Origin of the sequence: Streptococcus sp. X13SY08, assembly GCF_001182825.2 — a bacterium.
GTDB lineage: Bacteria > Bacillota > Bacilli > Lactobacillales > Streptococcaceae > Streptococcus.
The window spans coordinates 246,311-271,993 of the sequence record NZ_LFYO02000003.1 but is presented as its reverse complement, the minus strand read 5'-3'; the positions used below and the strand labels follow the sequence as shown (position 1 = coordinate 271,993).

The window sequence follows — 25,683 nt, the reverse complement described above, 5'->3', positions numbered from 1 at the left end:
TCTAGATGGTCACACCAGATTGTAGAATAATGTTGGAATAAGGCGTATTTTCACCTGTACGAATGACCGCCTTGACCTCATGATTCGCTCTTTTCAAGTCCTCATGAGAGACATAGATCACTTCCACTTGATTTCCCAATTTATCTAAAATTGCTTGCCATTGATCTGGATTAACTGTCTTAATTTCTTCTGCTAAAATGACTTTTTCTACCACGATATGTTCCAGATACATGTCCAGAACATCTTGAAAAGTTGGTTGACCAGAGACTACGGCTAAATCAATTTTTTCTACTCCCGATGGAACGGGTAAGCCCAAATCCCCTATACAGACTCTGTCAGTATGTCCCAAATCTGCTGCTAATTTTGCAATGTTACTATTCAAAATGCAAGTTTTTTTCATATTTTGGATGCTCCTTCATTTCCTTAAGATATGGCATGCCACCTTGGGCACCAAATTTTTGAACCGATAGTTGGGACGCAATTGTTGCAAAAGCTAACGCCTCTTTAATCTTCAATCCTTTTGAAATAGCGTAGGCCAAACCTGCATTAAAGGTATCTCCAGCACCTGTCGTATCTACCGCTTGAGCTGGAATAGCCGGAATTTCCTGCAATTCTTCTTCATCGTGGAAAATAGAACCTTTGGTTCCAAGTGTCACAATCAATTTATTCGAGTAAGATGCCACCACATCTTTCAAGCTTTTATCAGGGAATAATTCTTGACACTCATGCTCATTAGGAGTGATGAAATCAACAAAGTCAAGCATCTCCAAATCAGTAGAACGAGCAGGGGCAGGATTATAGAGAACCTTCACTCCCTTTTCTTTGCAAAAACGAGCAATGGAAAGATTGACTTCGTGTGGAACTTCATTTTGCAAGACAACCATATCTGCGTACCGTTCCCACATGGTCCGCAATCACTTGATTTTTCTTCAAATTTTCTAATAAAATCGGACCAAAAGAGTCATTCCCGACCGCTCCCAGCATGGAAACTTGATCTTCTTCTGTCTGCAGACGCCCTAGAGCTACTGCCTGATTGGCTCCTTTACCACCAGGAACCATGGAAAAACGCTCTCCAAAAACCGTCTCCCCTTGCTCTGCAACTCGGTTTGTCTCCATGACCAAATCCATGGAGACACTTCCTACTACAACAATCTTATTGATAGGAAGATTGGTGAATGGTTGACAAAGATGGATAAATAAATTGACTCATCAAGATATCATCATAGCCAATCACCTGAACATCCTCAGGAATTCGCTTTCCTCGTGACAATAATTCATGAATATAAGCGATGGCATGAATATCCGAAGGTGCAATAATACTGTCAACCTCAGGAAACTCTTCTAAGTAGACACGCGCTTCTTTTTGAATCCGTTCAAAATCAAAACTATCGCTATCACAAATAGAAAAGTTCCTGTCTTGTTTCATCAGATAAGAGCGACTGGCTTCAAAACGCTGGTTGATATTTTCAGCTCCATCAAGAGGACCTCGAATCAATAAAATATTTTTGGCACCTGCCTGACAAATCGCTTCCGCAGCCAAACGGCCACCAGCTTTATTATCAGAAAAGACGCCATATTGCGTTTCTTGACCAACACGGTCAACAACGACCACAGGAATTGTAATTTCAGGGTGTTGCAGAGTAAAATCATGCGTTGTGATAATGCCCGCTGCATTACTCTGTAGTAAAACATGCAGATACTCTTCTTCCAGCACAGCACTATCGGAGAGACTCCCCAACATCACTCGGTAGCCCTGTTCTTTTAAAAATTCTTGCGCACCTCGCGCCAATCGTGGAAAAAGGGATTGGAAATATCTGGAAGTAAGAGACCTACTAATTGATTTTTCTTTGTTTTCAAGGATTGAGCCAGCACATTTGGATTATAATGCAGTTTTTCAATGGCTGATTTGATTTTTTGCCGTGCTTCGTCACCCACATAGCCTTTTTGAGAAATATATCTTGAAACAGTGGACTTTGATACGCCAGCTTCTTGGGCTACTTGCTTAATGGTTGCCATTTCAATCTCCTTCTCAATTTTTTTGGAACCGTTCTCACATTTTAAATTGTAACCGTTTTCCTTTTTCTTGTCAAGGATTTTTTTCAAAAAAATTCACCAGATCAACTGATGAATTTCGATAGCACGATAGTTTGATTATAAGATTGCCAAAATGACAAAGTTTAAGATAAAGAGTGCTGTTGCTCCCCAGAGAATAGGATGAAGGTCTTTTGCTTGACCTTTTACTACTTTTACCAAACAGTAGAAGATAAAGGCCGCTGCAATACCGTATGAGATGGAATAGCAAAGAGCCATGAAGAAGGCTGCAAAGAAAGCTGGAAGCGCATCTTCGAAGTTGCTCCAATCCACATCAAGGAAAGAAGAAACCATCATCACACCGACGATAATCAAAGCAGGTGCTGTTGCTGCTGCAGGGACAATTCCGATAATAGGCAAAAGAATAATGGAAAGTAAGAAGGTAACTGCCGTTGACACTGCTGTCAAACCAGTACGTCCGCCTTCAGCAATACCTGCTGCAGACTCTACATAAGTGGTTGTATTGGATGTACCAAAGAGGGCACCGATTGAGGTACCGATAGCATCCGCAAAGAGGGCACGGTCCATTTTTGAAGAGAATCCAGAAGAATTTTCAAGAGCTTTTTCATCTTCAGCAGAGAAGATACCTGTCTTACGACCAGTTCCAATGAAGGTACCAAGTGTGTCAAATGTATCTGACAATGAGAATGCAAAAATCGTCATGGGAACAAGTGGCAAGCGGCTTGAATCACTAAAGAGTGAGCCCATTCCACCAAAAGCAGCGAAGAAAGTTGTACCAAGTTCGCCAAAGGCTGAACCGATATTATTTGAAAAACTAATTGTTGAAAGATCTACAACCCCCATTGGAATACCAAGAAGAGTCGTTGCAACGATCCCAATCAAGATAGCACCACGGACATTTTTAATAACCAAAATAGCTGTGAGAAATAGTCCGATGATGGCCAAAAGTACTGCTGGATCAGTAAAGGTAGAAATAGCAGCTACCACACCACCATTTGCAGCAATAGATTGAACACCTTGCGATAAATCAGCCACATCTGGACTAGCACCATTAATGGCTACGATATTGCCAGCTGATAATGAAAAATCAATGATATTGGCATTTTTAAAACCGAGATAGGCAACAAAAACTCCGATACCACCACCAATAGCATGTTGAAGGCTAATGGGAATGGCTTTGATAATGCTCTTGCGAACTTTTGTGACAGTGATAAAAATATTGAACAAACCACAGATAAAGACCATGGCTAGCGCTTCTTGCCAAGTAAAACCAAGCCCAAAGACCACTGTGTAGGTAAAGAAGGCATTCAAGCCCATCCCCGGTGCCAAAGCATAAGGTACATTTGCGAACAAGCCCATGATAAGGGTTGAAATAACTGCAGAAATGATGGTCGCCAAGAAAACAGCTTGTGTCGGCATGCCTGCTGCACCCAAGATGGCAGGGTTAACAAATAAAATATAACTCATGGCGAAGAAAGTCGTCAAACCTGCCATGATTTCAGTTGACACGGTTGTTCCGTGTTCTTTTAGCTTGAAAAATTGTTCCATTTTTCTAAAAATCTCCTTATTTTACGAACTATATTAAAATCATAAACCAAAATTATTCTTTTTTCAATGATTTCATTTAAGAAAATGCTTCATTTTATAAAAAATAAAAGTAAATTCCGAATTTTATGATTAAAAACCGAATATTGTCGTGAAAAATACACAAACATGCCTATTTCTCCTTCATTTTTGATTATCATCCTAGATTTTGGTATACTTTTTGAATATATTCAAAGTGAAAATAAAAAAAGAAAGATATTTGTACGTATATATAATATGAAGAAAAAAATTATTTCTTTAGATTTGGACGGTACCCTGCTAAACTCAGATAGCCAATTAAGTCACTATACCATCCAAACGATTAAACGAGTAAGAGAAGCCGGTCACATCGTTCTTATTGCAACTGGAAGACCATATCGAATGGCAGACAGCTATTATAAGGAATTGCAATTGGATACTCCTATGATTAATTTTAATGGTTCTTTAGTCCATATCCCTCATAAAAAATGGCAATGGGAGCAATCCAGTCTCATTGATAAGCAGTATCTAATTGAATTTTTGAAACAAGAACGTCGATTTCAGGCAGATTTTATTGCAGGTGAATACAAGAAAAAATTCTTTGTGACCCAGCAACATTTGGATAAAATTGACCCGAAACTATTCGGAGTAGAGGAAATTCTCCCAGAAACCCTCATTCAACCCAATCTCATCACAGAAAATCCCCATTCAATCCTCATGCAGACACATGCCCAAGATAAGTACGCATTAGCTGCTGAAATGACGGACTACTTCAACGACGAAATCGAGATCAACACCTGGGGTGGGCCACTCAACATTCTCGAAACATGCGCCAAAGGAGTGACCAAAGCTGCCGGATTGACTTACCTTCTAGATCAACTGCAGGCAGATCCGCAAGATTTAATTGCCTTCGGAGACGAGCATAACGATATTGAAATGCTACAATTGGCAGGAATTGGCTATGCTATGAAAAACGCTAGTAACACCCTCATTCCGTATGCTGACCGCATGACCGAGTTTAATAACGACGAGGACGGTGTCGCTCGTGAACTGGAAAAACTTCTTCTATAGATGACAAAAGCTCGAGCAACCGAGCTTTTTTACTTAGACTCCATTCATTATTGCCCATTACCAATTCTGTTTATCCACTTGTTAAATACCTATCTATTTACAAAAACAAATCAATCACAACTATGGGGGCAAGAGCTCTCTAACAGGCGAAGCGCTCTCCACTACCATTTGCTATACAATAGAATATAGGTCAAGCTAAATCCAGACAAGGCCATGTTCGAAGCAATCATTCCTAAATAGGGAGTAATTGTCACCTTATCACTTCTTCAATCACAAACTGTGAATAATAAACCTAGAAACACAAGTATTCTAACACAACTTTACTCAGCTTTCTTATGCTTTCTCCGTTTCGTTATTTGCCTTTCGAATGTTGCTATAATAATTTTAGAAATTTAAAGGCAACTTGAGAGTTTCATGAAAATTTTTGAAAGACTGAACGCCTTGTTCTCCTCCTTTCATGGTTTTTATCTGATGCAACAAAAAAGGACTTGACAGAAGATGTGAAAGCGGTTATAATAGCATTAGTCATTAAACTGCCTATAATATCGTGGGTTGGCCGACAAAAAAATTTAGGAGGATCAATAATGAGTATTGGAATCATTATTGCAAGCCATGGCGAATTTGCAGCTGGTATTCATCAATCTGGCTCTATGATTTTTGGCGAACAAGAAAAAGTACAAGTTGTTACTTTTATGCCAAGCGAAGGTCCAGATGATTTACATGCCAAGTTCATATCTGCCATTGACGCATTTGATGCAGATGACGAAATCTTGGTCTTGGCCGATCTTTGGAGTGGATCACCATTTAACCAAGCAAGTCGCGTTGCTGGAGAAAATCCAGATCGTAAATTCGTTATCTTGACAGGTCTTAACTTGCCAATGTTGATCCAGGCTTATACAGAACGCATGATGGATGCTTCTGCTGGCGTGGAACAAGTTGCGGCAAATATTTTGAAAGAAGCACGTGACGGTGTCAAGGTTCTTCCAGAAGAATTAGAACCTCAAGTTGAAGCACCTGCTGCTGTTGCGAGCGAAGCACCAAAAAGTGCTATTCCAGAAGGAACAGTCATTGGCGATGGCAAGTTGAAAATCAATCTTGCTCGTATCGATACTCGTCTCTTACATGGTCAGGTTGCTACTGGTTGGACACCTGCTTCTAAGGCAGATCGTATCATCGTTGTTTCAGACAAAGTTTCTCAAGACGAGCTTCGTAAAAGCTTGATTAAACAAGCTGCATCAGGTAACGTTAAAGCGAATGTTATTCCAATCAAGAAATTGATTGAAATTTCAAAAGACCCACGTTTTGGTGGTACACACGCGCTCATTCTTTTCGAAACACCTCAAGAAGCTCTTGAAGCTATCGAAGGTGGCATAAAAATTCCAGAATTGAACGTTGGTTCAATGGCGCATTCAACTGGTAAAACAATGGTTAACAATGTATTGTCAATGGACAAAGAAGACGTTGCAACCTTTGAAAAATTGCGTGACTTGGGTGTTAAATTCGATGTCCGCAAAGTACCAAACGACTCTAAAAAAGACTTGTTTGAATTGATTAAAAAAGCAAACGTTAAATAAATCTGTTAATCTATTAAACATTTTATTTAAAAGCTTTACAATTCTACTGTCTCCATTCATTCAAGTCACAACTTGAAAACTTTAACAAACGAAAGGAATGTTGATTTATCATGGATATTTCACTTATTTCAGCGATTTTGGTTGTTGTTGTTGCCTTCCTCGCAGGTATGGAAGGAATCCTCGACCAATTCCAATTCCACCAACCATTGATTGCATGTACATTAATCGGTCTTGTAACTGGTAACTTGGCTGCAGGTGTAGCTCTTGGTGGTACTCTTCAACTCGTTGCCCTTGGTTGGGCAAATATCGGTGCCGCTGTTGCTCCGGATACTGCCCTTGCTTCTGTAGCAGCTGCGATCATCTTGATCAAAGGTGGCGACTTCTCACTTCAAGCCATCTCTGTTGCCCAAGGTCTTGCTATCCCTCTTGCAGTTGCTGGTCTTTTCTTGACTATGATTGTTCGTACAATTTCCGTTGGTTTGGTTCACGGTGCGGATGCTGCTGCTGAACGTGGCGACTTTGGTTTCCTGCTGCAGCCTTTCTTGCTATCCCAGCAGATGCAGTGCGTTCAGCCCTTGAACTCATGCCAGACTGGCTCCAAGGTGGTATGCAAGTCGGCGGTGGTATGGTTGTTGCCGTAGGTTTCGCTATGGTTATCAACATGATGGCAACTCGCGAAGTATGGCCATTCTTTGCCCTTGGTTTCGCACTTGCTGCTGTTACACAATTGACACTTATCGCTATGGGTACAATCGGTGTTGCAATGGCTCTTATCTACCTTAACCTTTCTAAAAAAGGTGGCAATGGTGGAGCTGTGAGCGCATCAAATGACCCAATCGGCGACATCTTAGATGATTACTAAGAAGAAGGGAGAAATTAACGTGTCAGAAAAAATTCAACTTTCATTAGCAGAACGCCGCAAAGTTTGGTTGCGTTCAACCCTTCTTCAAGCATCTTGGAACTATGAGCGTATGCAAAACTTGGGGTGGGCATACACACTTGTTCCAGCTTTGAAACGCCTTTACACTACTAAAGAAGACCGTGCAGCAGCTCTTACTCGTCACATGGAATTCTTCAACACTCACCCATACGTAGCTGCTCCTATCGTCGGTGTAACACTTGCCCTCGAAGAAGAGCGTGCAAATGGTACTGACATTGACGATGCTGCTATCCAAGGGGTAAAAATCGGTATGATGGGGCCTCTTGCTGGTATTGGTGACCCAGTCTTCTGGTTTACTGTTCGTCCTATCCTCGGTGCCCTTGGTGCTTCACTTGCACTTGGTGGTAGCGTCATTGGACCAATCCTCTTCTTTGTAGCATGGAATGCAATTCGTATGGCCTTCTTATGGTATACACAAGAGCTTGGTTATAAATCAGGTAAAGAAATCACTAAAGACATGTCTGGTGGTATCCTCCAAGATATCACTAAAGGTGCTTCTATCCTTGGTATGTTCATCTTGGCTGTCTTAGCTGAACGTTGGGTTTCTATCAAGTTTGCCTTCAACGTATCTGAAGTGCCACTTGATGAGAAAGCTTACATCCACTGGGATAAATTAGCTGATGGCAGCGAAGGTATTCGTCAAGCCTTTGAACAAGTTGGACAAGGTTTGTCACAAACACCAACTAAAGTTACAACCTTCCAACAAAACTTGGATGGATTGATTCCAGGCTTCATGAACTTACTTCTTGTATTCATCTGTATGTGGTTATTGAAGAAAAAAGTTTCTCCAATCACAATCATCATCGGATTGTTTGCAGTTGGTATCCTTGCTCGCGTATTTGGTATCATGTAATCCAAAATATTACACATATGGGTTTCCTTCGGGAAGCCCTTTATGGTATACTGAAACAGATTAGAAAAGGAGAACTCATGGCGCAATCACTCAATAGTACAGTTGAATTACATACTACCGGCGTTTCTTACATGGATTTGGGCGGAAAAGTTGGTAAATTTTTGATTGGGGAAAAGGCTCTCGAATTTTATCCGGATGCCAACGTAGAGCGCTTCGTTCAAATTCCATGGGCGGATGTAGAGAAGATTGGAGCCAATGTTTCGGGTAAGAAAATTAGCCGTCACTTTGAAGTCTATACAGCTCAAGGAAAATTTCTATTTGCATCAAAAGATTCAGGCAGTATTTTAAAAATCGCTCGTCATTATATTGGCAATGAAAAAGTAGTGCAACTACCAACTTTACTGCAAACCATTGGTCGTGGCATCCAAAATCTATTTGCCAAAAAAAAATAAATAGGGTATAATATTTCCAACGGATAAGTAGGATTGTTTCCTTTTTCAGAAAGTCTGCGGTGGCTGCGAGCAGATATTGGGACAATGTGAAATTCTACCGTTAGAAAAAATTACATAAACAATCAAGCACTTTTTGTGGAAGCTGGATGGAACCGCGGTAACTCGCTCCAGCATGACAAAAAGTGTTTTTATTTTCAGGAGGTAAACGTCTATGATTCAAATCATTGTCCATGCTTTTGCGAATCGTTCAGAAGGAGTCGTTGAAGTTCTCTACGCCTCGACAGATTCTGAGTCTATAGCTGAAAAAATGACTGATTTCAAAAAGGAATTCCCCGGAGATTATTTAGCAATCTACGACCTACCACTTGATACTAATCTTGCTCAATTATCGTACTATCCATCGGTTGCTATTTCGCTTGACGACTTTACCGACTGACCCACACTTTTTTGGAGGGCATACAACATGTTAGATTTAAAACGTATCCGTACAGATTTTGACACCGTTGCTGAGAAATTAGCGACTCGTGGCGTTGCTGCTGAAACCTTGACAGAAATTAAAGAACTAGACCAAAAGCGTCGTGAACTTTTGGTCAAGTCAGAAGAATTAAAGGCAGAGCGCAACCTCTCTTCTGCTGCCATTGCACAAGCTAAGCGAAATAAGGAAGATGCCAGCCAGCAAATCGCTGCTATGCAGGAAGTTTCCGCTGCTATTAAAGCTATCGATGCTGACTTGACTCAAATCGACGAACAATTGCAAGCTATTATTCAAATCTTGCCAAATACGCCTCACGATAGTGTACCAGTAGGTGCTGATGAGGAAGAAAATGTGGAAGTTCGTCGTTGGGGAACTCCTCGCGAATTTGACTTTGATATCAAGGCTCATTGGGATCTTGGTGAAGACTTGGACATCCTAGACTGGGAACGTGGTGCTAAGGTCACTGGCGCTCTGAGCATGCTAGCGAGGGCTACCAAGAAGTCATTCCTCCTTACATGGTCAATCATGACTCTATGTTTGGTACAGGGCAATATCCAAAATTCAAGGAAGATACTTTTGAATTAGCTGACAGCCCTTACGTCCTCATCCCAACAGCTGAGGTACCTTTGACCAACTACTACCGAAATGAAATCCTTGATGGTAAGGATTTGCCAATCTACTTCACAGCCATGAGCCCATCTTTCCGTTCTGAAGCTGGTTCTGCTGGTCGCGATACACGCGGACTCATTCGTCTTCACCAATTCCATAAGGTTGAAATGGTTAAATTTGCCAAACCAGAAGAATCTTATGATGAACTGGAAAAAATGACAACCAATGCGGAAAACATCTTGCAAAAATTAGGTTTGCCATATCGTGTTCTTGCCCTCTGTACAGGCGACATGGGCTTCTCAGCTGCTAAAACCTATGACTTGGAAGTGTGGATTCCAGCGCAAAATGCCTACCGTGAAATCTCAAGCTGTTCCAATACGGAAGATTTCCAAGCTCGCCGCGCACAAATTCGCTACCGCGATGAAGCAGATGGTAAGGTCAAATTGCTTCACACCCTCAATGGTTCAGGACTTGCAGTGGGGCGTACAGTCGCTGCTATTCTTGAAAACCACCAAAACGAAGATGGTTCTGTTACCATTCCAGAAGTTCTTCGTCCATACATGGGTGGTGCAGAAGTCATTGCCCCTAAATAAGACAAAAAATCGTCAGGAGATCAACTCGTGACGATTTCTTTTTGCATATATATCAAACCCATTCCAGGTTGAATGGTCTCCAATTCTCCTGTTTTTACATAGCCTAAGCTGCTATAGAATGCAACCAAGGATTCTTCTTGGAAAATAGTAGCTAATGTCCATTTTGTAACAGATGGGTAAGATTTTTCAAACATCCTAATAGCTGCTTTGGCATAGCCATTCCCTTGATAATTCGGTAAAACAGCAATGACTCCAAGCCAAGCCTCTTCTGCTTTCTCATTTGTTTGCACACGGAGATAGCCTATTTTTTCTTGTTCTAGCTCAATCCACCAATAGTGACTAAGCGGTCGCTCCAGCTTTTCATTGATACGCTCTACACTTTCCAAATAAGGTGAACCCTCATCTCTATATTTTTCATAGAGCGAATGAAAAGCTAGTTTCTGCATCTCCAGTAGCTGCTCCACATCTGTCCGCTCTGCTATTTTCAAAATAAGCATACACACCTCCTAGGCTAAATTACTCTTGATAATCACCGCCCGCTACACCATAATATTCCTCTAAGGTTTGTCCCGAAGCATAAATATCTGCCGCCTCTTGGCCGATATAGCGAACATGCCAACTTTCTGCTATGTAGCCCGTGCTACTCTCTTTCCCAGCCAAATAGCGGACCACAAAGCCATATTCATGTGCATGCTGCGCTAACCAGTTGGCTGCTTGTGGCTCTGTTAACAATTGTCCATTGCTATCTAAGAGATCAAATGCCAACCCCGTCTGGTGCTCACTGTAACTAGGTCGAGCAGAATAGGTATCCACGTTCGCTTGAGAGTCGGACGCCACATAGCCATTATAAGTCGCTGCCTGAGTCTCGTAGGAACGGAATCCGCTATAGGAATTACTAACTGCAAATCCCTGTGCCTGCATCGTTGCTATCAAAGATTGAAAAGCTACCAAAGCAGTTGGGTCTTCGCCGGGAGCATAGAAGGCCGCAACCGGATGCTTTTTATTGACGATGATCACAGGACCATATTTCCCCTGAACACTATAGTAGGTGCCATTGTCGGTAATCTCTGCATTTTTATTCTCAACCGTCGGTTCTGAGGAAGAAACAACTTCCTCGGAAATCACCTCATCCTGACTATCTTCACTTGCTGGAGACTCTTTTACAGTGGACTGACTAGAAGTAACTAACTGACTCGTAACTTTTTTCCGACCCACTGAGCTTTCTTTGGAAAAGATCATCGTAGCAATTATCCAAAAACTGCTAAAACTAGTACAAACACTAGCACATGCATGTCCGTTTTCTTTTTTACGTCTCATCCCCTTCCTATTCCTTTCCTCATTGTAGCGTGATTTATTTTTCCTGTCAAAATAAAACAAGAGTTGGAACAAATAGTCCCTCCTCTTGTTTTATTTGAAGGAGATAAGAATTTGACACAGGAGTTAAGAGGACAAATCGGCGTTTATAACAAAAGTGGTGAGTGATCTCCCTTCATTGCCAAGCTCAAAAGTTCTGTGCAGAGGTGGAATAAACCTTTTTAGGTTGAACATCTAGTAATAAAAAAAGTGGTGACAAAATCGCATTTCTTCGAAACGAACGATTTTTGTCCCACTCTCTTAATATTTACGAAAGCGCTGATAGCGATTTTCTAAGAGTTGGTCTAATGGCAAAGCTTGTAAGTTTGCTAACTCTGCTATAAGCATCTCTTTGATTTCCATGGCTACTTCTTTTGCCAATTTTCCTCGCTCAGGAATCACTTGGTCGACCACATCCATCTTGAGCAGTTCATAAGAAGTAGTTTTCATCAGTTCTGCTGCTTCCATAGCGCGCGAGCTATCTTTCCAAAGAATAGAGGCAAAACCTTCCGGACTAAGGACAGCGTAAATGGAATGTTCCAACATCCAGACCTTGTCCGCTACCGCCAGAGCCAAGGCTCCACCTGAACCCCCTTCACCGATAATAATAGCAATGATTGGCACTTTCAGGTCACTCATTTCCATAAGATTTCGAGCGATAGCTTCTCCCTGACCACGCTCCTCAGCTCCTACACCAGGATAGGCCCCTGCTGTGTTGATAAAAGTGATAACTGGACGGTTAAATTTTTCTGCTTGTTTCATGAGGCGTAGAGCCTTACGATATCCCTCTGGACTGGGCTGACCAAAATTACGACTGAGATTATCCTGTAAATTTTTACCCTTTTGAATCCCAATCAAGGTAACAGGCATGTCATTTAAAAAACCAACACCACCCACAATCGCGCCATCATCTCGGAAATTGCGATCTCCATGAAATTCTATAAAATCATCCAAGATAGTATCGGCATAATCCAAACTAGTCCAACGAGCTTGATCACGCGCCTGACGAATAGTTGCTGCTACATCTGTCATTTGATACCTCCGTGTAAGCGCACCAAGTTTCCGATGACGTCACGCAAATCTGTGCGTTTGACAATGGCATCTACGAAACCATGTTCTAAAAGAAACTCAGCTTTTTGAAAATCATCTGGCAAGGTTTCTCGCACAGTTGATTCAATAACGCGTCGTCCTGCAAAGCCTACCAAAGACTGGGGCTCAGCCAAAATGACATCCCCTTCCATGGCAAAGGAAGCCGTCACGCCACCTGTGGTTGGATCCGTTAAAATCGTCAAGTAAAAGAGTCCCGCCTCTGAATAACGCTTGACGCTAGCAGAAATTTTAGCCATCTGCATCAGACTCATAATCCCTTCTTGCATACGGGCTCCCCCAGATGCGGTAAAAAGGATGACCGGCAACTTGTGCTGCGTCGCTTTTTCAAATAATCGTGTGATTTTCTCACCAACCACTGTCCCCATGGAAGCCATGATAAAATTCGCATCCATGATTCCCAGAGCGACTTTTTGTCCATGAATGGTCGCAATACCTGTCAAAACAGCTTCGTCTAAGCCAGTCTTTTGGCGTGTCTGCGCTAGCTTTTCTCCATATCCCGGGAAATTCAAAGGATTTTTCGTCTCAATTCCAGCGAAATATTCTTCAAAAGAGCCTGCGTCTACAATCAAATTCAAGCGCTCAAGAGCTGAAATCCGAAAAGTGTAGGCGCAAAATGGGCAGGTCTTGTCTACTCCCAAATCCTTTTGATAGATGGTCTTCTTACAAGCTGGACACTTGGCAAAGAGTTCATCAGGAACCTCAGGCTTCGTTTGAGGCGCGTCTTGAACCTGTGAACGGTTTGGATTGATGCGGATATACTTATCCTTTCTCGAAAACAAAGCCATTTCCTTCTCCTTTTTCTATTGTTACTTCAATTTTTCTTGATAATGAGGCAGAAATTCTTCCATCAGATAAGCGGTGTCATAATCCCCAGCTACCACACGGGCATCTGAAATCAATTCCCACTGGAAATCACTATTGGTCAGAACCCCTTCAATTTCTAGTTCGTAAAGAGCACGTTGCATTTTCATGAGCGCCTCAAAGCGATTTTCCCCATGAACAATGACTTTGGCAATCATGGAATCGTAATAAGGTGGGATGGTATAGCCCTCGTACATGGCTGAATCTACCCGTACACCGACACCACCGCTTGGCAAACGAAGACTGTTAATCTTACCCGGACTTGGCGCAAAGTTAAAGTTTGGATTTTCTGCATTGATACGGCACTCGATAGCATGACCTGTGATGGTAATTTGATCTTGATTAACCATTAACTTTTCACCAGATGCAATCCGAATCTGCTCTTTGACAATGTCGATTCCAGTCACAAACTCCGTCACGGGATGCTCCACTTGGACACGGGTATTCATTTCCATGAAATAGAATTCGCCTTTAGCTTCATCTAGTAGGAACTCAATGGTCCCTGCATTTTCATAAGAAACAGCTTCTGCTGCCCGCACTGCCGCTTGACCAATTTGCTGGCGCAAGGTTTGACCAATAGCGATAGAGGGTGCTTCTTCCAGTACTTTTTGATTATTTCTCTGAAGCGAGCAATCCCGTTCACCCAGATGGATCACATGTCCAAATTGATCTGCCAAGATCTGTACTTCAATATGACGTGCAGGATAGACAACACGCTCCATATACATGGCACCATTACCAAAAGCAGCCTTGGCTTCTTGAGAAGCCGATTCAAATGCTGCAACCAAATCTTCAGCCTTTTCGACCTTACGAATCCCTTTACCGCCACCGCCAGCCGAAGCTTTAAGCATAACCGGATAACCAATTTTTTCCGCAATTTCAAGCGCCTCATCCGCAGTGTATACTTCACCATCAGAACCCGGAATAACAGGAACTTGTGCCTTTATCATCTCAGCCCGAGCGTTGATTTTGTCCCCCATGGTATCCATCACTATCCCAGAAGGTCCTATAAATTTGATTCCTACTTCTTCACATAAGGTCGCAAATTTGGAGTTTTCACTCAAAAATCCAAAGCCTGGGTGAATGGCTTCTGCTCCTGTCAAAACAGCCGCCGAAATAATATTATTCATATTAAGGTAGGAATCACTCGAGCGAGCAGGACCAACACAAACAGCTTCGTCAACCAACATAGTATGAAGCGCTTCCTTGTCCGCCTCTGAATAGATGGCGACCGTCGCAATCCCCAATTCTCGCGCTGCTCGAACAATCCGCACCGCAATTTCGCCACGATTAGCGATTAAAATTTTTGAAAACACAGTCGTCCTCCCTCTTGCACTGCTTAGTTGCCAATGGCAAAGGTCAAGGTCCCACTGGCAGCCAACTTGCCATCCACTTCTGCTTTAGCTTCTACCACCGCAATAGTCCCACGGCGTTTGACAAAAGTCGCTGTCATAACGAGCTGATCCCCTGGTAGCACTTGCTTTTTAAATTTGACCTTATCCATACCTGCATAAAAGACCAACTTGCCCTGATTTTCTTCTTTGGATAATTCCAAAACACCTGCGGTTTGCGCAAGTGCCTCCATGATGAGGACACCCGGCATAACAGGATAATCAGGAAAATGACCGTTGAAAAAGGGCTCGTTAATGGTCACATTTTTAAGAGCAACTATGGTATCTTCACTAACTTCCAAGACCCGATCCACCAATAGCATGGGATAGCGATGCGGTAAAACCTCTTTAATTTTTACAATATCAATCATTGAATACGCACCAATCCTTGTCCAAATTCAACCACCGCTTCATTTGACACCAAAATTTCAGTGATGACACCGTCCTGTGGTGCAGGAACTTCATTCATAACTTTCATGGCTTCGATAATGAGTAAGGTTTGTCCTTTTTTGACGCTATCTCCGACAGCTACAAAAGCTGGTTTATCAGGAGATGGTGACAAGTAAGCCACACCCACAAGAGGGCTGTCCACAATATTTCCTTGAGCAGGTGCCTCTGTATTCACAACTTCTTCTACTTCTGGTACAGAGCTTTCTGTCACAACTGGACTTACTTGCGCCGTTGCAGCAAGAGGAGCTGCCGCCTCTGTTGAAGTATTAGATACTACTGGAGTTAGTCCTGCTCCATTTTTACTAAAGGCCAACTCATCATTACCATTTTTATAAGAAAATTCACGCAGACTCGACCCATCAAACTGGCTCATCAAGTCCTTAATCTCTGAGATATTCATGTATCTTACCCTTCCCAACGCTTGAAGGCAATGACCGAATTATGCCCACCAAAACCAAACGTATTTGAAATGGCATAGTTAATTTCCAGTGGACGACCTTGTCCATAGATAACATCTGCTTCAATATCCTCAGACAATTCTGTCGTGCCAGCTGTCATTGGTGCATAGGAATGTTTCATAGATTCCACCACCGCTACAGCTTCAATCGCTCCTGCTGCACCTAGCAAATGGCCTGTAAATGATTTTGTAGATGAAACTGGTGTTTTCGTACCAAAGACAGAGACGATGGCTTGGCTTTCACCCTTTTCATTGGCAGGAGTAGAAGTTCCATGAGCATTGATATAATCCACATCTGTCGGCTGAATACCTGCTTCTGAGAGAGCTAATTGCATAGCTTTAATCGCTCCTAACCCTTCTGGATGTGGAGAGGTCATGTGGTGAGCATCGCAAGTATTTCCATATCCTACAACCTCCGCTAAGATGGTCGCCCCACGCTTTTTAGCATGCTCTAAACTTTCTAAAACGATAACCGCAGAGCCTTCCCCCATGACAAAACCGTTACGATCTTTATCAAATGGAATAGAAGCACGTGCAGGGTCTTGCGTTGTTGACATAGCTGTCAAAGCTTGGAAACCACCGATAGCAAATGGTGTGATCGCTGCTTCTGCACCACCTGCCAACATCACATCTTGGAAGCCAAACTTAATCTCACGGAAAGCTTCTCCCAAAGCATCATTCGATGATGCACAGGCTGTGATGACACATTTACAAACACCATGAGCTCCTACTTGCATAGCAATATTTCCAGCTGCCATATTTGGCAAAGCCTTAGGCAAAGCCATAGGACGAATACGCTTCGCTCCTTTTTCGTTCATGCGCTCTACTTGTTGCTCGATTTCTGAAATACCACCGATACCAGTTGACAAGATAACACCGAAACGGTCACAGTCCAGTGATTCTGTATCTAGATTGGCATTAGCCACCGCTTCTTGTGCCGCGTAGAGAGCATACAATGAATAATCATCATAGCGATTTTTATCTTTTTTAACGAAATATTTGTCAAAAGGAAATCCCTTGATTTCCGCAGCATTCCGTACATTATAGTCGCTAGCATCAAATTTCGTAATTGGGCCAATCCCGATTTGCCCATTTTCCAAACTTGACCAAAATTCTTCCGGTGTATTGCCTATTGGAGATGTTACTCCATAACCTGTAATTACAACTCGTTTTGTAGACATCCTATCCTCTTTTCTTTCAACTATGTGGATCACTAAATCATGGTCAAACCGCCATCAAGAGTGATGACTTGACCAGTTAGGTATTCTTGGCTAGCTAGAAATGCTGCCACATCTGCTACCTCATGAGCTTGTCCAAAGCGTTTCATAGGGATTTGTCCTGTCATGGCATCCTTGATTTTATCTGCCAAGCCAGCTGTCATATCTGACTCAATAAAACCTGGTGCAATTACATTGACACGAACATTACGCGCTGCCACTTCCCGGGCGATTGATTTGCTAAAGCCAATGACACCAGCTTTTGAGGCTGCATAGTTTGCCTGACCCGCATTTCCAATCAAACCAACAACGCTAGAAACATTGATAATCGCACCTGCACGTGCCTTGGTCATAGGTTTTAAGACAGCTTGTGTCATGTTAAACGTTCCTGTCAAATTGATTTTCAGAATAGACTCAAAGTCTTCCTCGGTCATTCGCAGTGCCATGCCATCTTTAGTGACACCTGCATTGTTGACTAAAATATCAATTGATCCCAACTCATCAATAGCTTGGTCTACCATACGCTTAGCATCTTGACTACTAGAAATATCTCCGGAAATGGCCAAAACTTTCACATCGTAATCTGCAAATTGATCCAAGAGCTCTTGAGAAATAGCAGAGCGACCATTCAAAACGACATTAGCCCCCATGCTCGCAAATTTATGAGCAATAGCCAGGCCGATTCCTCGTGTTGAACCAGTTACAAATACATTTTTTGCTGAAATTTCCATTTTTCCTCCTACTGAACTGTCTTTAACAAGGTTTCCAAACTTGCCACATTTTCTACTGTGATGACAGGTATATTTTTATCAATTTTTTTCATAAAGCCGCTAAGAATCTTCCCTGGGCCGATTTCAATGACGCGTGTCATTCCCAACTCTTTCATCGTTTCGATTGATTCATAAAAACGGACAGGTTCCATGACTTGACGGGCTAAGAGCTCTTTGACACGACAACTTTCCATGAGCTGAGCCTCTGTGTTACCAATAACTGGTAGAGAAAAATTGTTAAAATCAAGCGTCTCAAGTTCTTTAGCTAATTGTTCACTTGCTGGCTTTAAGAGCGCTGTGTGGAAAGGTCCTGATACATTGAGTGGAACCAGACGTTTAGCGCCTGCCGCCCTTAGCTTTTCGATTGCCATGTCCACCGCAGCGACATCCCCACCGATGACAATCTGAGTTGGTGTGTTGTAATTAGCTGGCGCCACGTAGCCGTGGACAGAAGCTGCTTGACAGGCTTCTTCAATGAGAGCAACGTCTGTATTGAGAACAGCTACCATTTTTCCTGAACCAGCAGGGGCTGCTGTCTCCATGAATTGTCCTCGTTTAGCAACCAGATCAAGCGCTTCTTCGAATGTTAGCGCTCCTGCTGCAACAAGAGCTGAGTATTCCCCTAATGAAAGACCAGCTACCATATCAGGTGTAAAGCCATGCTGCTGCAACAAACGACGTCATGGTCAATCAGCTGTCGAATATCGTAGCCCAAGACCTCCTTAGCACGGTCAAATGTTTCTCGCACAACTGGGTACATATCGTACAAATCATGTGCCATGCCTAGAGTTTGAGCTCCCTGACCTGCAAATAAAAAGGCTGTTTTCATAGTCTCTCCTTATTTCGTCAGGTTTGCCCATCGCGCAGCTTCTTCATTGATGACACGAGCTGCCCCATAATAGATATCTTTCAAGATCTCTTCACAGGTTTCTTCTTTGGAAACCAATCCAGCAATTTGCCCTGCCATGACAGATCCGTTGACCACATCTCCATCTACTACAGCATTGCGTAGAGCTCCTGCACCCAATTCTTCGATAGATTCAGCAGAAATCTTTCCTGCCAAGAAATCCTTCTCTGCTTGAGCATAGGTCGTGGCTAATTTATTTTTAATGGCACGAACTGGATGACCGACTACAGAGGCGGAAACCGTTGTATCAATGTCTTTAGCTTTGAGAATTTTTTCTTTGAAGGCAGGATGTGCATTGGACTCTTTGGCAACTACAAAACGGGTTCCCACTTGCACGGCTTCTGCTCCAAGCATGAAGCTCGCTGCAGCACCATGCCCATCTGCAACCCCCCCTGCCGCAATGACAGGAATATTGACGGCTTCAACTACCTGACGTACTAAGGTCATAGTGGTCAATTTTCCAATGTGACCTCCCGCTTCCATACCTTCTGCAACAATTGCATCTGCGCCCAATTTTTCCATGCGCTTAGCCAGTGCTACACTTGGGATAACAGGGATAACAGTAATTCCTGCTTCGTGGAAACGGTCCATGTATTTCCCAGGATTTCCCGCACCAGTCGTTACGACCTTAACTCCTTCTTCGATGACTAAATCCACAATATCATCTGCAAAGGGTGATAGAAGCATGATATTGACCCCAAAAGGTTTATCCGTAATGGATCGAACTTTATCAATATTGGCTTTAACTACTTCTTTAGGAGCATTTCCGCCACCAATAATGCCCAGACCACCCGCATTTGAAACCGCACCTGCTAAATCACCATCCGCAACCCACGCCATACCACCTTGAAAAATTGGATATTGGATATTGAGCAATTCTGTAATCTTTGTTTTCATCTTAACCTCTTCATTTATTGCTTAAGTAAGCATTTGAACTTCAAACAATTACCTAAACAAGAGGGAGGGGACTCCCTCCACAAACATCTTTTGGTTTGATAGTTCAATCTTTTGAATATCAAAGTATCATTCTCAATAAAAACCCGAGTCCAAGCCTCAGGCTCTTACATACTTATTTTGTTTGTTCTTCAACGTAGGCAACTAAGTCATCAACTGTTTGCAAACCGTCTTCTGGTTCAATTTGAATGTCGAAGGCATCCTCGATTTCTGAAATCACTTGGAAAAGATCCAATGAGTCTGCATCCAAATCTTCAAAAGTTGTTGTCAATTGTACTTCTTCAGCTTCCTTACCGAGTTCTTCTACGATGATAGATTGTACTTTTTCAAATACTGCCATGTTGTTGTCTCCTTTTTAAAAGTAAATATTTTTAATAACCACGCGAGCGTAGCCTATTAACTAAAGTTGAATAATGAGTGTTCCCCAAGTAAGACCTCCGCCAAACCCACTCAAGAGAATAGTTTGACCACCATCTAACTGAATGAGTCCATCTTCTACGCACTCAGAGAGCAAGATAGGAATGGTCGCCGCACTCGTATTGCCATAGTTAGCAACATTTGTCGGAAATTTCTGGTTTGAAACACCCAATTTTTTTGCCATTTTCTCCAAAATACGGACATTTGCTTGATGCAATAAGAAATAATCTACATCCTCTACTTCCATGGCTTCTTTTTCGAGAAGTCCTATTATAGACTTGGTTACATCCCGAATGGCAAAGTCAAAGATTGCTCTTCCGTCCATCCGTAAATAGAGGTTATGATCCGATGTTTCCGAATAAGGAGATTGTAGTCCCGTTTTCCCCGATTGCAAACCATGTCCACGCGCACCATCTGTTCCTAAACTTTCCGCCAGAAAATGGGGTTGGTCATCTGCCTCAAGCAAAACACCGCCTGCGCCATCGCCAAAGAGGACTGCTGTTGAGCGATTTTCCCAATCAATAATTTTTGAAAGAACCTCCGCACCGATGACCATCCCTTTTCGATAGGCACCCGATGCAATCAATTTTTCTGCCATTGACAAGGCAAACACAAAACCTGAGCAAGCAGCAGATAAATCGTAAGCAAATGCATGCTTCGCACCAATCGCTGCTTGCACTCGCGCTGCTGTCGACGGCATAGTCGAGTCTGGCGTGATAGTAGCCACGATAATGAAATCAATTTGATCAGCAGATAAGGCTGCTTTTTCAAGCAAATTCTCAGCTACTCGACTGGCTAAATCACTAGTCTGCTGGTCCTTTGCAATACGTCGTCTCCGGATACCCGTTCGTGAAGCGATCCAGTCATCACTCGTATCCATAATTTTGCTCAAGTCATCGTTTGTGACAACCTGTGGTGGAAGATAGTGTGCGACCTGACTAATTTTAGCGTAGGTAGTCATTTGAGTCCCTCCAAGAAATGATAAAGATTTTCCAAACCTTTTTTCATGACTTGGTACTCTGTCTCATCCATCCCCTCTGTGATTTCTTTGACCATAGTCTGGTGGAAACGTTGGTGTAATCGATAGACCAAGCGACCTTTTCTCGTCAAATAAAGGTGAACTACTCGACGATCCTTGGTAGAACGTACGCGTTCAATATAACCTTTCCGTTCCAAGTTATTTAAACTTGTGGTTACAGTTCCCAAGGTCACCATCAGTACTCGTGAAATATCACTAGGAGTTGCATCCTTGATATCCCCGATGACATCAATAGTATGCATTTCCTTTATCGAAATATCACTAAAGCGACTCCCCCGAAGACTAATCTCCTCGATGATCAAGACATTATTGAAAATCGCTGTTAAATATTCATTTATTTTTTGTCTTCCAAGACAACCACCTCCTTTTTAATTTGACCATCAAAGTATACATCAATGCAATTTGATTGTCAAATATTTTTCAACTAAAAACTATTTTATTTTCCAATGAATTGTGGGCGACGACGCTCCGCATGAGCGCGTACCCCTTCTTTGAAATCCTCTTTGAAAGCTAATTCTTCCTGCAACGTCAATTCTAGACTAGTATATTCCTGCCAACCTTCAAACTGACTTTTCCAAATTTCCTGCTTGATTGCTGCGTATGAATTGCTGGAGCCGCGCAAGAGCTTTTTCACTACTTGCGCCACTGTTCTTTCTAATTTTTCTGTGTTAACTACTTTGTAAACAATTCCGTAATCAAGCGCCTTTTCCGCTAAAAGTGCTTCACCTGTCAGAGCTAAATGTGCTGCGCGGTTGCTACCAATAGCGCGGGACAAAAGGAAAATCCCACCTGCATCTGGTGCTAAGCCAACACCAATAAAAGCTTGAATGAATTTGGTTTTGTCAGAGGCTATGACAAAATCTGCTGCAACCGCAATATTAGCTGCCGCTCCTGCAACAGCGCCATCCGTTACCATAATGACAGGCTTAGGCAACTGCTTAATAGAAAATGAAATGGTATTGACTAGCTCTGCGATACGCACCAATGAAGGAATATCATCCTCATCAACCGCCCGCTTCATCTCTACCAAATCGCCTCCCACAGAAAAAATCGTCCCCGCCGCTTGAATTTGTAAGATGCGAACAGCCGTGTCTTTCTTCGCAAGAGCAATTGCTTCTAATATTTCTTCACACATGGGAATATTAAAGCCGTTGGCAACATCTGGACGATTGAGGGTCAAAATTGCTACCTCATCCACTACTTGATAGAGTATGGTTGAAAAGGTCATAACTATCTCCTTTTGTTTGATCTTTTAATCATTTGCATATCAAATTACTGTTGATTATTGTAGCATAGATTTCTTTGTCGATACCTTTTTCTTTATGCTTTTTTGTGACATCTGAAAAAATGAACTATTGACAACAGACTGGAATGATTATTTTTTAGACTAAATGTGTCAAACCATCTACTGGTAAATCAGTCCACCGTGGTCCAGACTACAAATCTTATTGCGAATTCCTCACGCTATCTAACTGATAACTTCCGCTTAGAACTCCTTTTTTAGGATAGCTCCGACAGACCGGATTGCCTCTTTGGTACTTCCAGTGCTTTCCCAATTTTTTATAAACTTCTAAATTTGCCTCAGGATGTACGCCCTTCGTCGCTACTAAGACCGTTTCAAAACGAGAGGTCTTTTCTCTATTTTCACTGTGAATATTTTTAACTAATTAAAGTAGTAGATTAGAACAATTTATATCCTAAAACTAGCAGACATTTTTATGCAATTTTGCTATAATATTAAAAACTCTAAAGGAGCAGATATGAAAGTAACAAAATTTGGGGGAAGCTCACTGGCTTCAGCAACTCTGCGCATGGCTTCGCTAGCCCCTGCTCGTTCGGTAGGGATTGATCATATTTGTGGTCAAAACATCTGAACGAGATGCTGCCTTGAAAGCTCTCTATGATGCCTTTTTCAACTAAACTACAAAACAGTCCGAAATATCGGACTGTTTTCTCATTTTATTAGTAATGGATTTTAACTTTTTTGGTCCATGGAACAGCTCTTGCTTGTAGCATTCGACTCTGTTCATCTATATAGTTACTATATTAGCTATGCAACTATAAGGCACGACGTTTTCTCTCTGGTTACTTCCTTGACACCGCTATTTTTCTTCAGCTTCAAAACGTTTGACACCATCCAAATAGGTGGCTTTTAGTTTACCCGCATCATCTATGATGATGAAATCTGCTGCGTGTCCAGAGACGAGGATGAACATGGTGTCCATCACAAATGACCTCAGCAAAGACATTCTCTAAAGAAAGAGCTGCGCCTACCAAGCCAGGATTGCGGTGATGGAGCCCACTCATGCCGTTATAGACATGAACGAAGATATTTGCACCGGCATCCACCGCAACCTTTGCTTCTTCGTAAGTGGCATCACTATGAGCCAAAGCCGTATAAATCTCTTTTTCATTAGCAAAATCAATAAATTCTTTAACACCATCACGCTCAGGGGCAATGGCAATTTTATTGACCAAGCCATTTGACAATTTGTACCACTTATCCAATTTTTCAATGGATGGGGCACTCATGTATTTTGGATTTTGCGCTCCCTTATATTTCTCCGTGAAGAAGGGACCTTCTAGGAAAATACCCTGAATTTTAGCACCTTTTTCTTCACCAGCATGGAGCCCGATGGTTTCACAAACGGCATCCAAATTTTCAGTCGAATCTGTCAAGGTTGTTGGTAGCCATGATGTTACCCCACAGGATAAAAGGCCTTCAGACATAACCTTAATCCCTTCAAAATCATTGTCCATGACGTCATGCGAGGCATACCCATGAATATGGGTATCTACTAAACCAGATGCCAGATGGTAAGCACTGTAGTCCTCAATTTCTCCCTCTGGTCGCTCGGTTAAAATCTCTCCGAAACAACCATCTTCCGTAATTTTTAAATAAGCGTCTGCTATTTCCTTATCGGCTAAAATGATTGATTTAGCATGAATATAGTGTGCCATTTTTTCCTCTTCTTTTTCAATATATTAATTTGAAAACTGGTTATGACCATACAATCTCATTGTAGTCTTCTCTACTGAAATTGTCAAGTTTTCTACAAGCAAAAAGTCAGTAGTGAACTACTGACTAGTGTTAATTAGTTAATTGCTTAATAAATACGAGGAATGCGATCCGACAGAAGGCAAACGACTTCATAGTTGATGGTTTCAAGATGATCCGCCCACTCTTGAACGGTAATCTGCTCCCCATCATTTTGACCGATTAGCGTCACCCTAGTTCCTAAAGGTAGCTCTTGAGGCAGACGAATAGTAATTTGGTCCATAGACACACGTCCAATGACTGGACAAAACTGTCCATCAACAAGGACAGAAAAACCTTGCATTCGACGAATAAAACCATCAGCATAGCCAATTGGTACAGTACCGACAAACTCCCTTTCGTGACTGTGATAAGTCGCCCCATAACCGATAGCTGTTCCAGCCGGCACTTCCTTGACGTGAACCAATTCTGAGACTAAAGATAAAGCTGGCTTAATCTCATAAGGCATAGAAAGTTCACGACCACTTGGATTCAGTCCGTAGAGCACATCTCCTAAACGGACCATATTAAAAACGGTATCTGCATGCCAAATACTGGTTGCGGAATTGCTAGCATGTACTAGAGCAGGACAATCTTCCATCTCCGCTATGATTCCTTTGAAAAAAGCGAGCTGTTCATCAAATAGCTTCTGGTCTGCTTGATCCGCTGTAGCAAAGTGCGTAAAAATTCCTTCAACCAAGGCATCTGCCTCGCGTAAACAAGCAGCAGCATGATCAATACTAGCCAAATCACGAAAACCGAGACGCCCCATCCCGCTGTCCACCTTGATGTGAACCTTTAGTCCCGCCAACTCACTGTCGCGCAGAGCACAATCAATCCATTCTTGACTTGCTACTGTAATGGTTAAATTGAGTTTTTGCGCCAATTCAAGAGCAGTCCAGGGGACGACACCTAAAACGAGAATTTCCTGTTCTAAACCAGCCTGTCGTAGTTCCAAGGCTTCGTCTAAATTGGATACACAAAATCCATCTACTTGATGACTAAGACGCTTAGCCACTTCAATGGCACCATGCCCATATGCATTGGCTTTAACCACTGCATAACCTTGCGTTTTTGGCGGCAAATGATCCATGACCTGCTGAAAATTATAAGAGATCGCCTCTAAATCAATCGTCGCTTGAGTCGGTCTATGATGACTTGCTTTCATTGTCTTCCTCCAAAATAACACTAGCTTGCACGAAATTCCCCGAATGACTAATAGACAGCCAAATTTTAGCAGGAACTGGGGATTTTGAAACGTAGGGAGCCCCTCTTTTGTCTCGTAAAATTTCCATATCCTGAAAAGTTACTGGTCCAATTCCTGTTCCGAGCGCTTTTGAAAAAGCTTCTTTAGCTGACCATCTTCCTGCTAAAAATTCAATTTGTTTTTTCCCTTTAAGACTAGAAAAAAGCTCCAATTCCTTAGCAGTCAACACTTTGGCAGCAAATCGTGGATTCTTCTGATAAGTTGCTTTGATGGGGGCTATTTCCTGCAAATCAATGCCATGTCCAATAATCATATTTTCTACCAAAAATGG

The 25,683-nt window shown here is 42.3% G+C and carries 23 protein-coding genes and 6 pseudogenes; 7 read left to right on the top strand and 22 right to left on the bottom strand.

What is annotated here, in order from left to right:
• Position 1 precedes the first annotated feature (1 nt).
• From rbsD to AEX56_RS07025, 4 genes and pseudogenes are all read right to left on the bottom strand, one after another.
• Positions 2-400 (bottom strand): D-ribose pyranase, encoded by a 399-nt coding sequence (rbsD, locus tag AEX56_RS07040; protein ID WP_049618489.1) that lies wholly within the window; start codon positions 398-400, stop codon positions 2-4.
• A pseudogene (locus tag AEX56_RS07035) lies at positions 375-1,161 on the bottom strand (ribokinase). Before AEX56_RS07035 ends, rbsD begins: the two are co-directional and overlap by 26 nt.
• A pseudogene (locus AEX56_RS07030) lies at positions 1,160-2,016 on the bottom strand (LacI family DNA-binding transcriptional regulator); the annotation flags it as partial. The pseudogenes AEX56_RS07030 and AEX56_RS07035, both read right to left, overlap by 2 nt.
• Before the next feature lie 135 nt (positions 2,017-2,151).
• Positions 2,152-3,600, bottom strand: a complete 1,449-nt coding sequence (locus AEX56_RS07025; protein ID WP_049618488.1) for an NCS2 family permease — start codon at positions 3,598-3,600, stop codon at positions 2,152-2,154.
• Between the two features lie 273 nt (positions 3,601-3,873).
• Here AEX56_RS07025 and AEX56_RS07020 point away from each other — a divergent pair, with 273 nt between their 5' ends.
• The 7 genes and pseudogenes from AEX56_RS07020 (at position 3,874) to serS (ending at position 10,182) form a co-directional block, all read left to right on the top strand.
• Complete coding sequence (locus tag AEX56_RS07020) at positions 3,874-4,686, top strand: Cof-type HAD-IIB family hydrolase (RefSeq protein WP_049618560.1); 813 nt, start codon at positions 3,874-3,876, stop codon at positions 4,684-4,686.
• A gap of 584 nt (positions 4,687-5,270) precedes the next feature.
• On the top strand, positions 5,271-6,260 hold the full coding sequence (locus AEX56_RS07015; protein WP_049618487.1) for a PTS sugar transporter subunit IIB: 990 nt from the start codon (positions 5,271-5,273) through the stop codon (positions 6,258-6,260).
• 110 nt (positions 6,261-6,370) lie between these two features.
• A pseudogene (locus AEX56_RS07010) lies at positions 6,371-7,122 on the top strand (PTS mannose/fructose/sorbose transporter subunit IIC).
• Between the two features lie 19 nt (positions 7,123-7,141).
• A complete protein-coding gene (locus tag AEX56_RS07005) occupies positions 7,142-8,053 on the top strand; it encodes a PTS system mannose/fructose/sorbose family transporter subunit IID (protein WP_049618486.1) in 912 nt (303 codons plus the stop codon).
• 77 nt (positions 8,054-8,130) lie between these two features.
• Positions 8,131-8,505, top strand: coding sequence for a DUF956 family protein (locus AEX56_RS07000; protein ID WP_049618485.1), 375 nt, complete (start codon positions 8,131-8,133; stop codon positions 8,503-8,505).
• Between the two features lie 211 nt (positions 8,506-8,716).
• Positions 8,717-8,941: a hypothetical protein gene (locus AEX56_RS06995; protein WP_049618484.1), complete on the top strand. Its 225-nt coding sequence runs from the start codon at positions 8,717-8,719 to the stop codon at positions 8,939-8,941.
• Between the two features lie 27 nt (positions 8,942-8,968).
• Positions 8,969-10,182 (top strand): annotated as a pseudogene (gene serS, locus AEX56_RS06990) (serine--tRNA ligase).
• Between the two features lie 20 nt (positions 10,183-10,202).
• Here serS and AEX56_RS06985 read toward each other — a convergent pair.
• The 18 genes and pseudogenes from AEX56_RS06985 to acpS form a co-directional block, all read right to left on the bottom strand.
• Positions 10,203-10,679 carry a GNAT family N-acetyltransferase gene (locus tag AEX56_RS06985; RefSeq protein WP_049618483.1) on the bottom strand — a complete coding sequence of 159 codons (477 nt, stop codon included), beginning with the start codon at positions 10,677-10,679 and terminating at the stop codon, positions 10,203-10,205.
• A 19-nt stretch (positions 10,680-10,698) separates the two neighbouring features.
• The gene (gene ldcB, locus AEX56_RS06980) at positions 10,699-11,397 is read right to left on the bottom strand and encodes an LD-carboxypeptidase LdcB/DacB (protein WP_443031020.1); all 699 of its coding nucleotides are present in this window, start codon (positions 11,395-11,397) and stop codon (positions 10,699-10,701) included.
• Between the two features lie 399 nt (positions 11,398-11,796).
• Positions 11,797-12,567 (bottom strand): acetyl-CoA carboxylase carboxyl transferase subunit alpha, encoded by a 771-nt coding sequence (locus AEX56_RS06975; RefSeq protein WP_049618482.1) that lies wholly within the window; start codon positions 12,565-12,567, stop codon positions 11,797-11,799.
• Complete coding sequence (gene accD / locus AEX56_RS06970; RefSeq protein ID WP_049618481.1) at positions 12,564-13,430, bottom strand: acetyl-CoA carboxylase, carboxyltransferase subunit beta; 867 nt, start codon at positions 13,428-13,430, stop codon at positions 12,564-12,566. The genes AEX56_RS06975 and accD overlap by 4 nt, the downstream gene beginning before the upstream one ends.
• Before the next feature lie 21 nt (positions 13,431-13,451).
• Entirely contained in the window at positions 13,452-14,822 is a 1,371-nt protein-coding gene (gene accC / locus AEX56_RS06965; RefSeq protein ID WP_049618480.1) for an acetyl-CoA carboxylase biotin carboxylase subunit, read from the bottom strand.
• Between the two features lie 23 nt (positions 14,823-14,845).
• Positions 14,846-15,268 carry a 3-hydroxyacyl-ACP dehydratase FabZ gene (gene fabZ, locus AEX56_RS06960; protein WP_049618479.1) on the bottom strand — a complete coding sequence of 141 codons (423 nt, stop codon included), beginning with the start codon at positions 15,266-15,268 and terminating at the stop codon, positions 14,846-14,848.
• On the bottom strand, positions 15,265-15,747 hold the full coding sequence (gene accB / locus AEX56_RS06955) for an acetyl-CoA carboxylase biotin carboxyl carrier protein (protein WP_049618478.1): 483 nt from the start codon (positions 15,745-15,747) through the stop codon (positions 15,265-15,267). The genes fabZ and accB overlap by 4 nt, the downstream gene beginning before the upstream one ends.
• 5 nt (positions 15,748-15,752) lie before the next feature.
• Positions 15,753-16,985 carry a beta-ketoacyl-ACP synthase II gene (gene fabF / locus AEX56_RS06950; protein ID WP_049618477.1) on the bottom strand — a complete coding sequence of 411 codons (1,233 nt, stop codon included), beginning with the start codon at positions 16,983-16,985 and terminating at the stop codon, positions 15,753-15,755.
• Positions 16,986-17,017: 32 nt separating this feature from the next.
• Positions 17,018-17,752, bottom strand: coding sequence for a 3-oxoacyl-[acyl-carrier-protein] reductase (gene fabG, locus AEX56_RS06945; RefSeq protein ID WP_049618476.1), 735 nt, complete (start codon positions 17,750-17,752; stop codon positions 17,018-17,020).
• Positions 17,753-17,760: 8 nt separating this feature from the next.
• A pseudogene (locus AEX56_RS06940) lies at positions 17,761-18,620 on the bottom strand (ACP S-malonyltransferase).
• Positions 18,621-18,629: 9 nt separating this feature from the next.
• A complete protein-coding gene (fabK, locus tag AEX56_RS06935) occupies positions 18,630-19,613 on the bottom strand; it encodes an enoyl-[acyl-carrier-protein] reductase FabK (RefSeq protein WP_330218260.1) in 984 nt (327 codons plus the stop codon).
• Between the two features lie 154 nt (positions 19,614-19,767).
• Positions 19,768-19,992 (bottom strand): acyl carrier protein, encoded by a 225-nt coding sequence (locus AEX56_RS06930; RefSeq protein ID WP_049618474.1) that lies wholly within the window; start codon positions 19,990-19,992, stop codon positions 19,768-19,770.
• A gap of 60 nt (positions 19,993-20,052) precedes the next feature.
• Positions 20,053-21,030 (bottom strand): beta-ketoacyl-ACP synthase III, encoded by a 978-nt coding sequence (locus AEX56_RS06925; RefSeq protein WP_049618473.1) that lies wholly within the window; start codon positions 21,028-21,030, stop codon positions 20,053-20,055.
• Positions 21,027-21,446 carry a fatty acid biosynthesis transcriptional regulator FabT gene (gene fabT, locus AEX56_RS06920; RefSeq protein WP_049618472.1) on the bottom strand — a complete coding sequence of 140 codons (420 nt, stop codon included), beginning with the start codon at positions 21,444-21,446 and terminating at the stop codon, positions 21,027-21,029. Before fabT ends, AEX56_RS06925 begins: the two co-directional genes overlap by 4 nt.
• 98 nt (positions 21,447-21,544) lie before the next feature.
• Positions 21,545-22,336, bottom strand: coding sequence for an enoyl-CoA hydratase (locus tag AEX56_RS06915; protein ID WP_049618471.1), 792 nt, complete (start codon positions 22,334-22,336; stop codon positions 21,545-21,547).
• Between the two features lie 977 nt (positions 22,337-23,313).
• Positions 23,314-24,069, bottom strand: a pseudogene (locus AEX56_RS06910) (N-acetylglucosamine-6-phosphate deacetylase); the annotation flags it as partial.
• Positions 24,070-24,215: 146 nt separating this feature from the next.
• Positions 24,216-25,313, bottom strand: coding sequence for an alanine racemase (alr, locus tag AEX56_RS06905; protein WP_049618470.1), 1,098 nt, complete (start codon positions 25,311-25,313; stop codon positions 24,216-24,218).
• Positions 25,294-25,665, bottom strand: coding sequence for a holo-ACP synthase (gene acpS, locus AEX56_RS06900; protein WP_049618558.1), 372 nt, complete (start codon positions 25,663-25,665; stop codon positions 25,294-25,296). The genes alr and acpS overlap by 20 nt, the downstream gene beginning before the upstream one ends.
• Positions 25,666-25,683: the final 18 nt, after the last annotated feature.

What these genes read in the sequence shown, in the direction of transcription:
- rbsD (WP_049618489.1), bottom strand. Translation starts at nt 400, where the DNA reads ATGAAAAAAACTTGCATTTTGAATAGTAACATTGCAAAATTAGCAGCA.
- AEX56_RS07025 (WP_049618488.1), bottom strand. Translation starts at nt 3,600, where the DNA reads ATGGAACAATTTTTCAAGCTAAAAGAACACGGAACAACCGTGTCAACT.
- AEX56_RS07020 (WP_049618560.1), top strand. Translation starts at nt 3,874, where the DNA reads ATGAAGAAAAAAATTATTTCTTTAGATTTGGACGGTACCCTGCTAAAC.
- AEX56_RS07015 (WP_049618487.1), top strand. Translation starts at nt 5,271, where the DNA reads ATGAGTATTGGAATCATTATTGCAAGCCATGGCGAATTTGCAGCTGGT.
- AEX56_RS07000 (WP_049618485.1), top strand. Translation starts at nt 8,131, where the DNA reads ATGGCGCAATCACTCAATAGTACAGTTGAATTACATACTACCGGCGTT.
- AEX56_RS06995 (WP_049618484.1), top strand. Translation starts at nt 8,717, where the DNA reads ATGATTCAAATCATTGTCCATGCTTTTGCGAATCGTTCAGAAGGAGTC.
- AEX56_RS06985 (WP_049618483.1), bottom strand. Translation starts at nt 10,679, where the DNA reads ATGCTTATTTTGAAAATAGCAGAGCGGACAGATGTGGAGCAGCTACTG.
- AEX56_RS06975 (WP_049618482.1), bottom strand. Translation starts at nt 12,567, where the DNA reads ATGACAGATGTAGCAGCAACTATTCGTCAGGCGCGTGATCAAGCTCGT.
- accD (WP_049618481.1), bottom strand. Translation starts at nt 13,430, where the DNA reads ATGGCTTTGTTTTCGAGAAAGGATAAGTATATCCGCATCAATCCAAAC.
- fabZ (WP_049618479.1), bottom strand. Translation starts at nt 15,268, where the DNA reads ATGATTGATATTGTAAAAATTAAAGAGGTTTTACCGCATCGCTATCCC.
- accB (WP_049618478.1), bottom strand. Translation starts at nt 15,747, where the DNA reads ATGAATATCTCAGAGATTAAGGACTTGATGAGCCAGTTTGATGGGTCG.
- fabF (WP_049618477.1), bottom strand. Translation starts at nt 16,985, where the DNA reads ATGTCTACAAAACGAGTTGTAATTACAGGTTATGGAGTAACATCTCCA.
- fabG (WP_049618476.1), bottom strand. Translation starts at nt 17,752, where the DNA reads ATGGAAATTTCAGCAAAAAATGTATTTGTAACTGGTTCAACACGAGGA.
- AEX56_RS06930 (WP_049618474.1), bottom strand. Translation starts at nt 19,992, where the DNA reads ATGGCAGTATTTGAAAAAGTACAATCTATCATCGTAGAAGAACTCGGT.
- AEX56_RS06925 (WP_049618473.1), bottom strand. Translation starts at nt 21,030, where the DNA reads ATGACTACCTACGCTAAAATTAGTCAGGTCGCACACTATCTTCCACCA.
- AEX56_RS06915 (WP_049618471.1), bottom strand. Translation starts at nt 22,336, where the DNA reads ATGACCTTTTCAACCATACTCTATCAAGTAGTGGATGAGGTAGCAATT.
- alr (WP_049618470.1), bottom strand. Translation starts at nt 25,313, where the DNA reads ATGAAAGCAAGTCATCATAGACCGACTCAAGCGACGATTGATTTAGAG.
- acpS (WP_049618558.1), bottom strand. Translation starts at nt 25,665, where the DNA reads ATGATTATTGGACATGGCATTGATTTGCAGGAAATAGCCCCCATCAAA.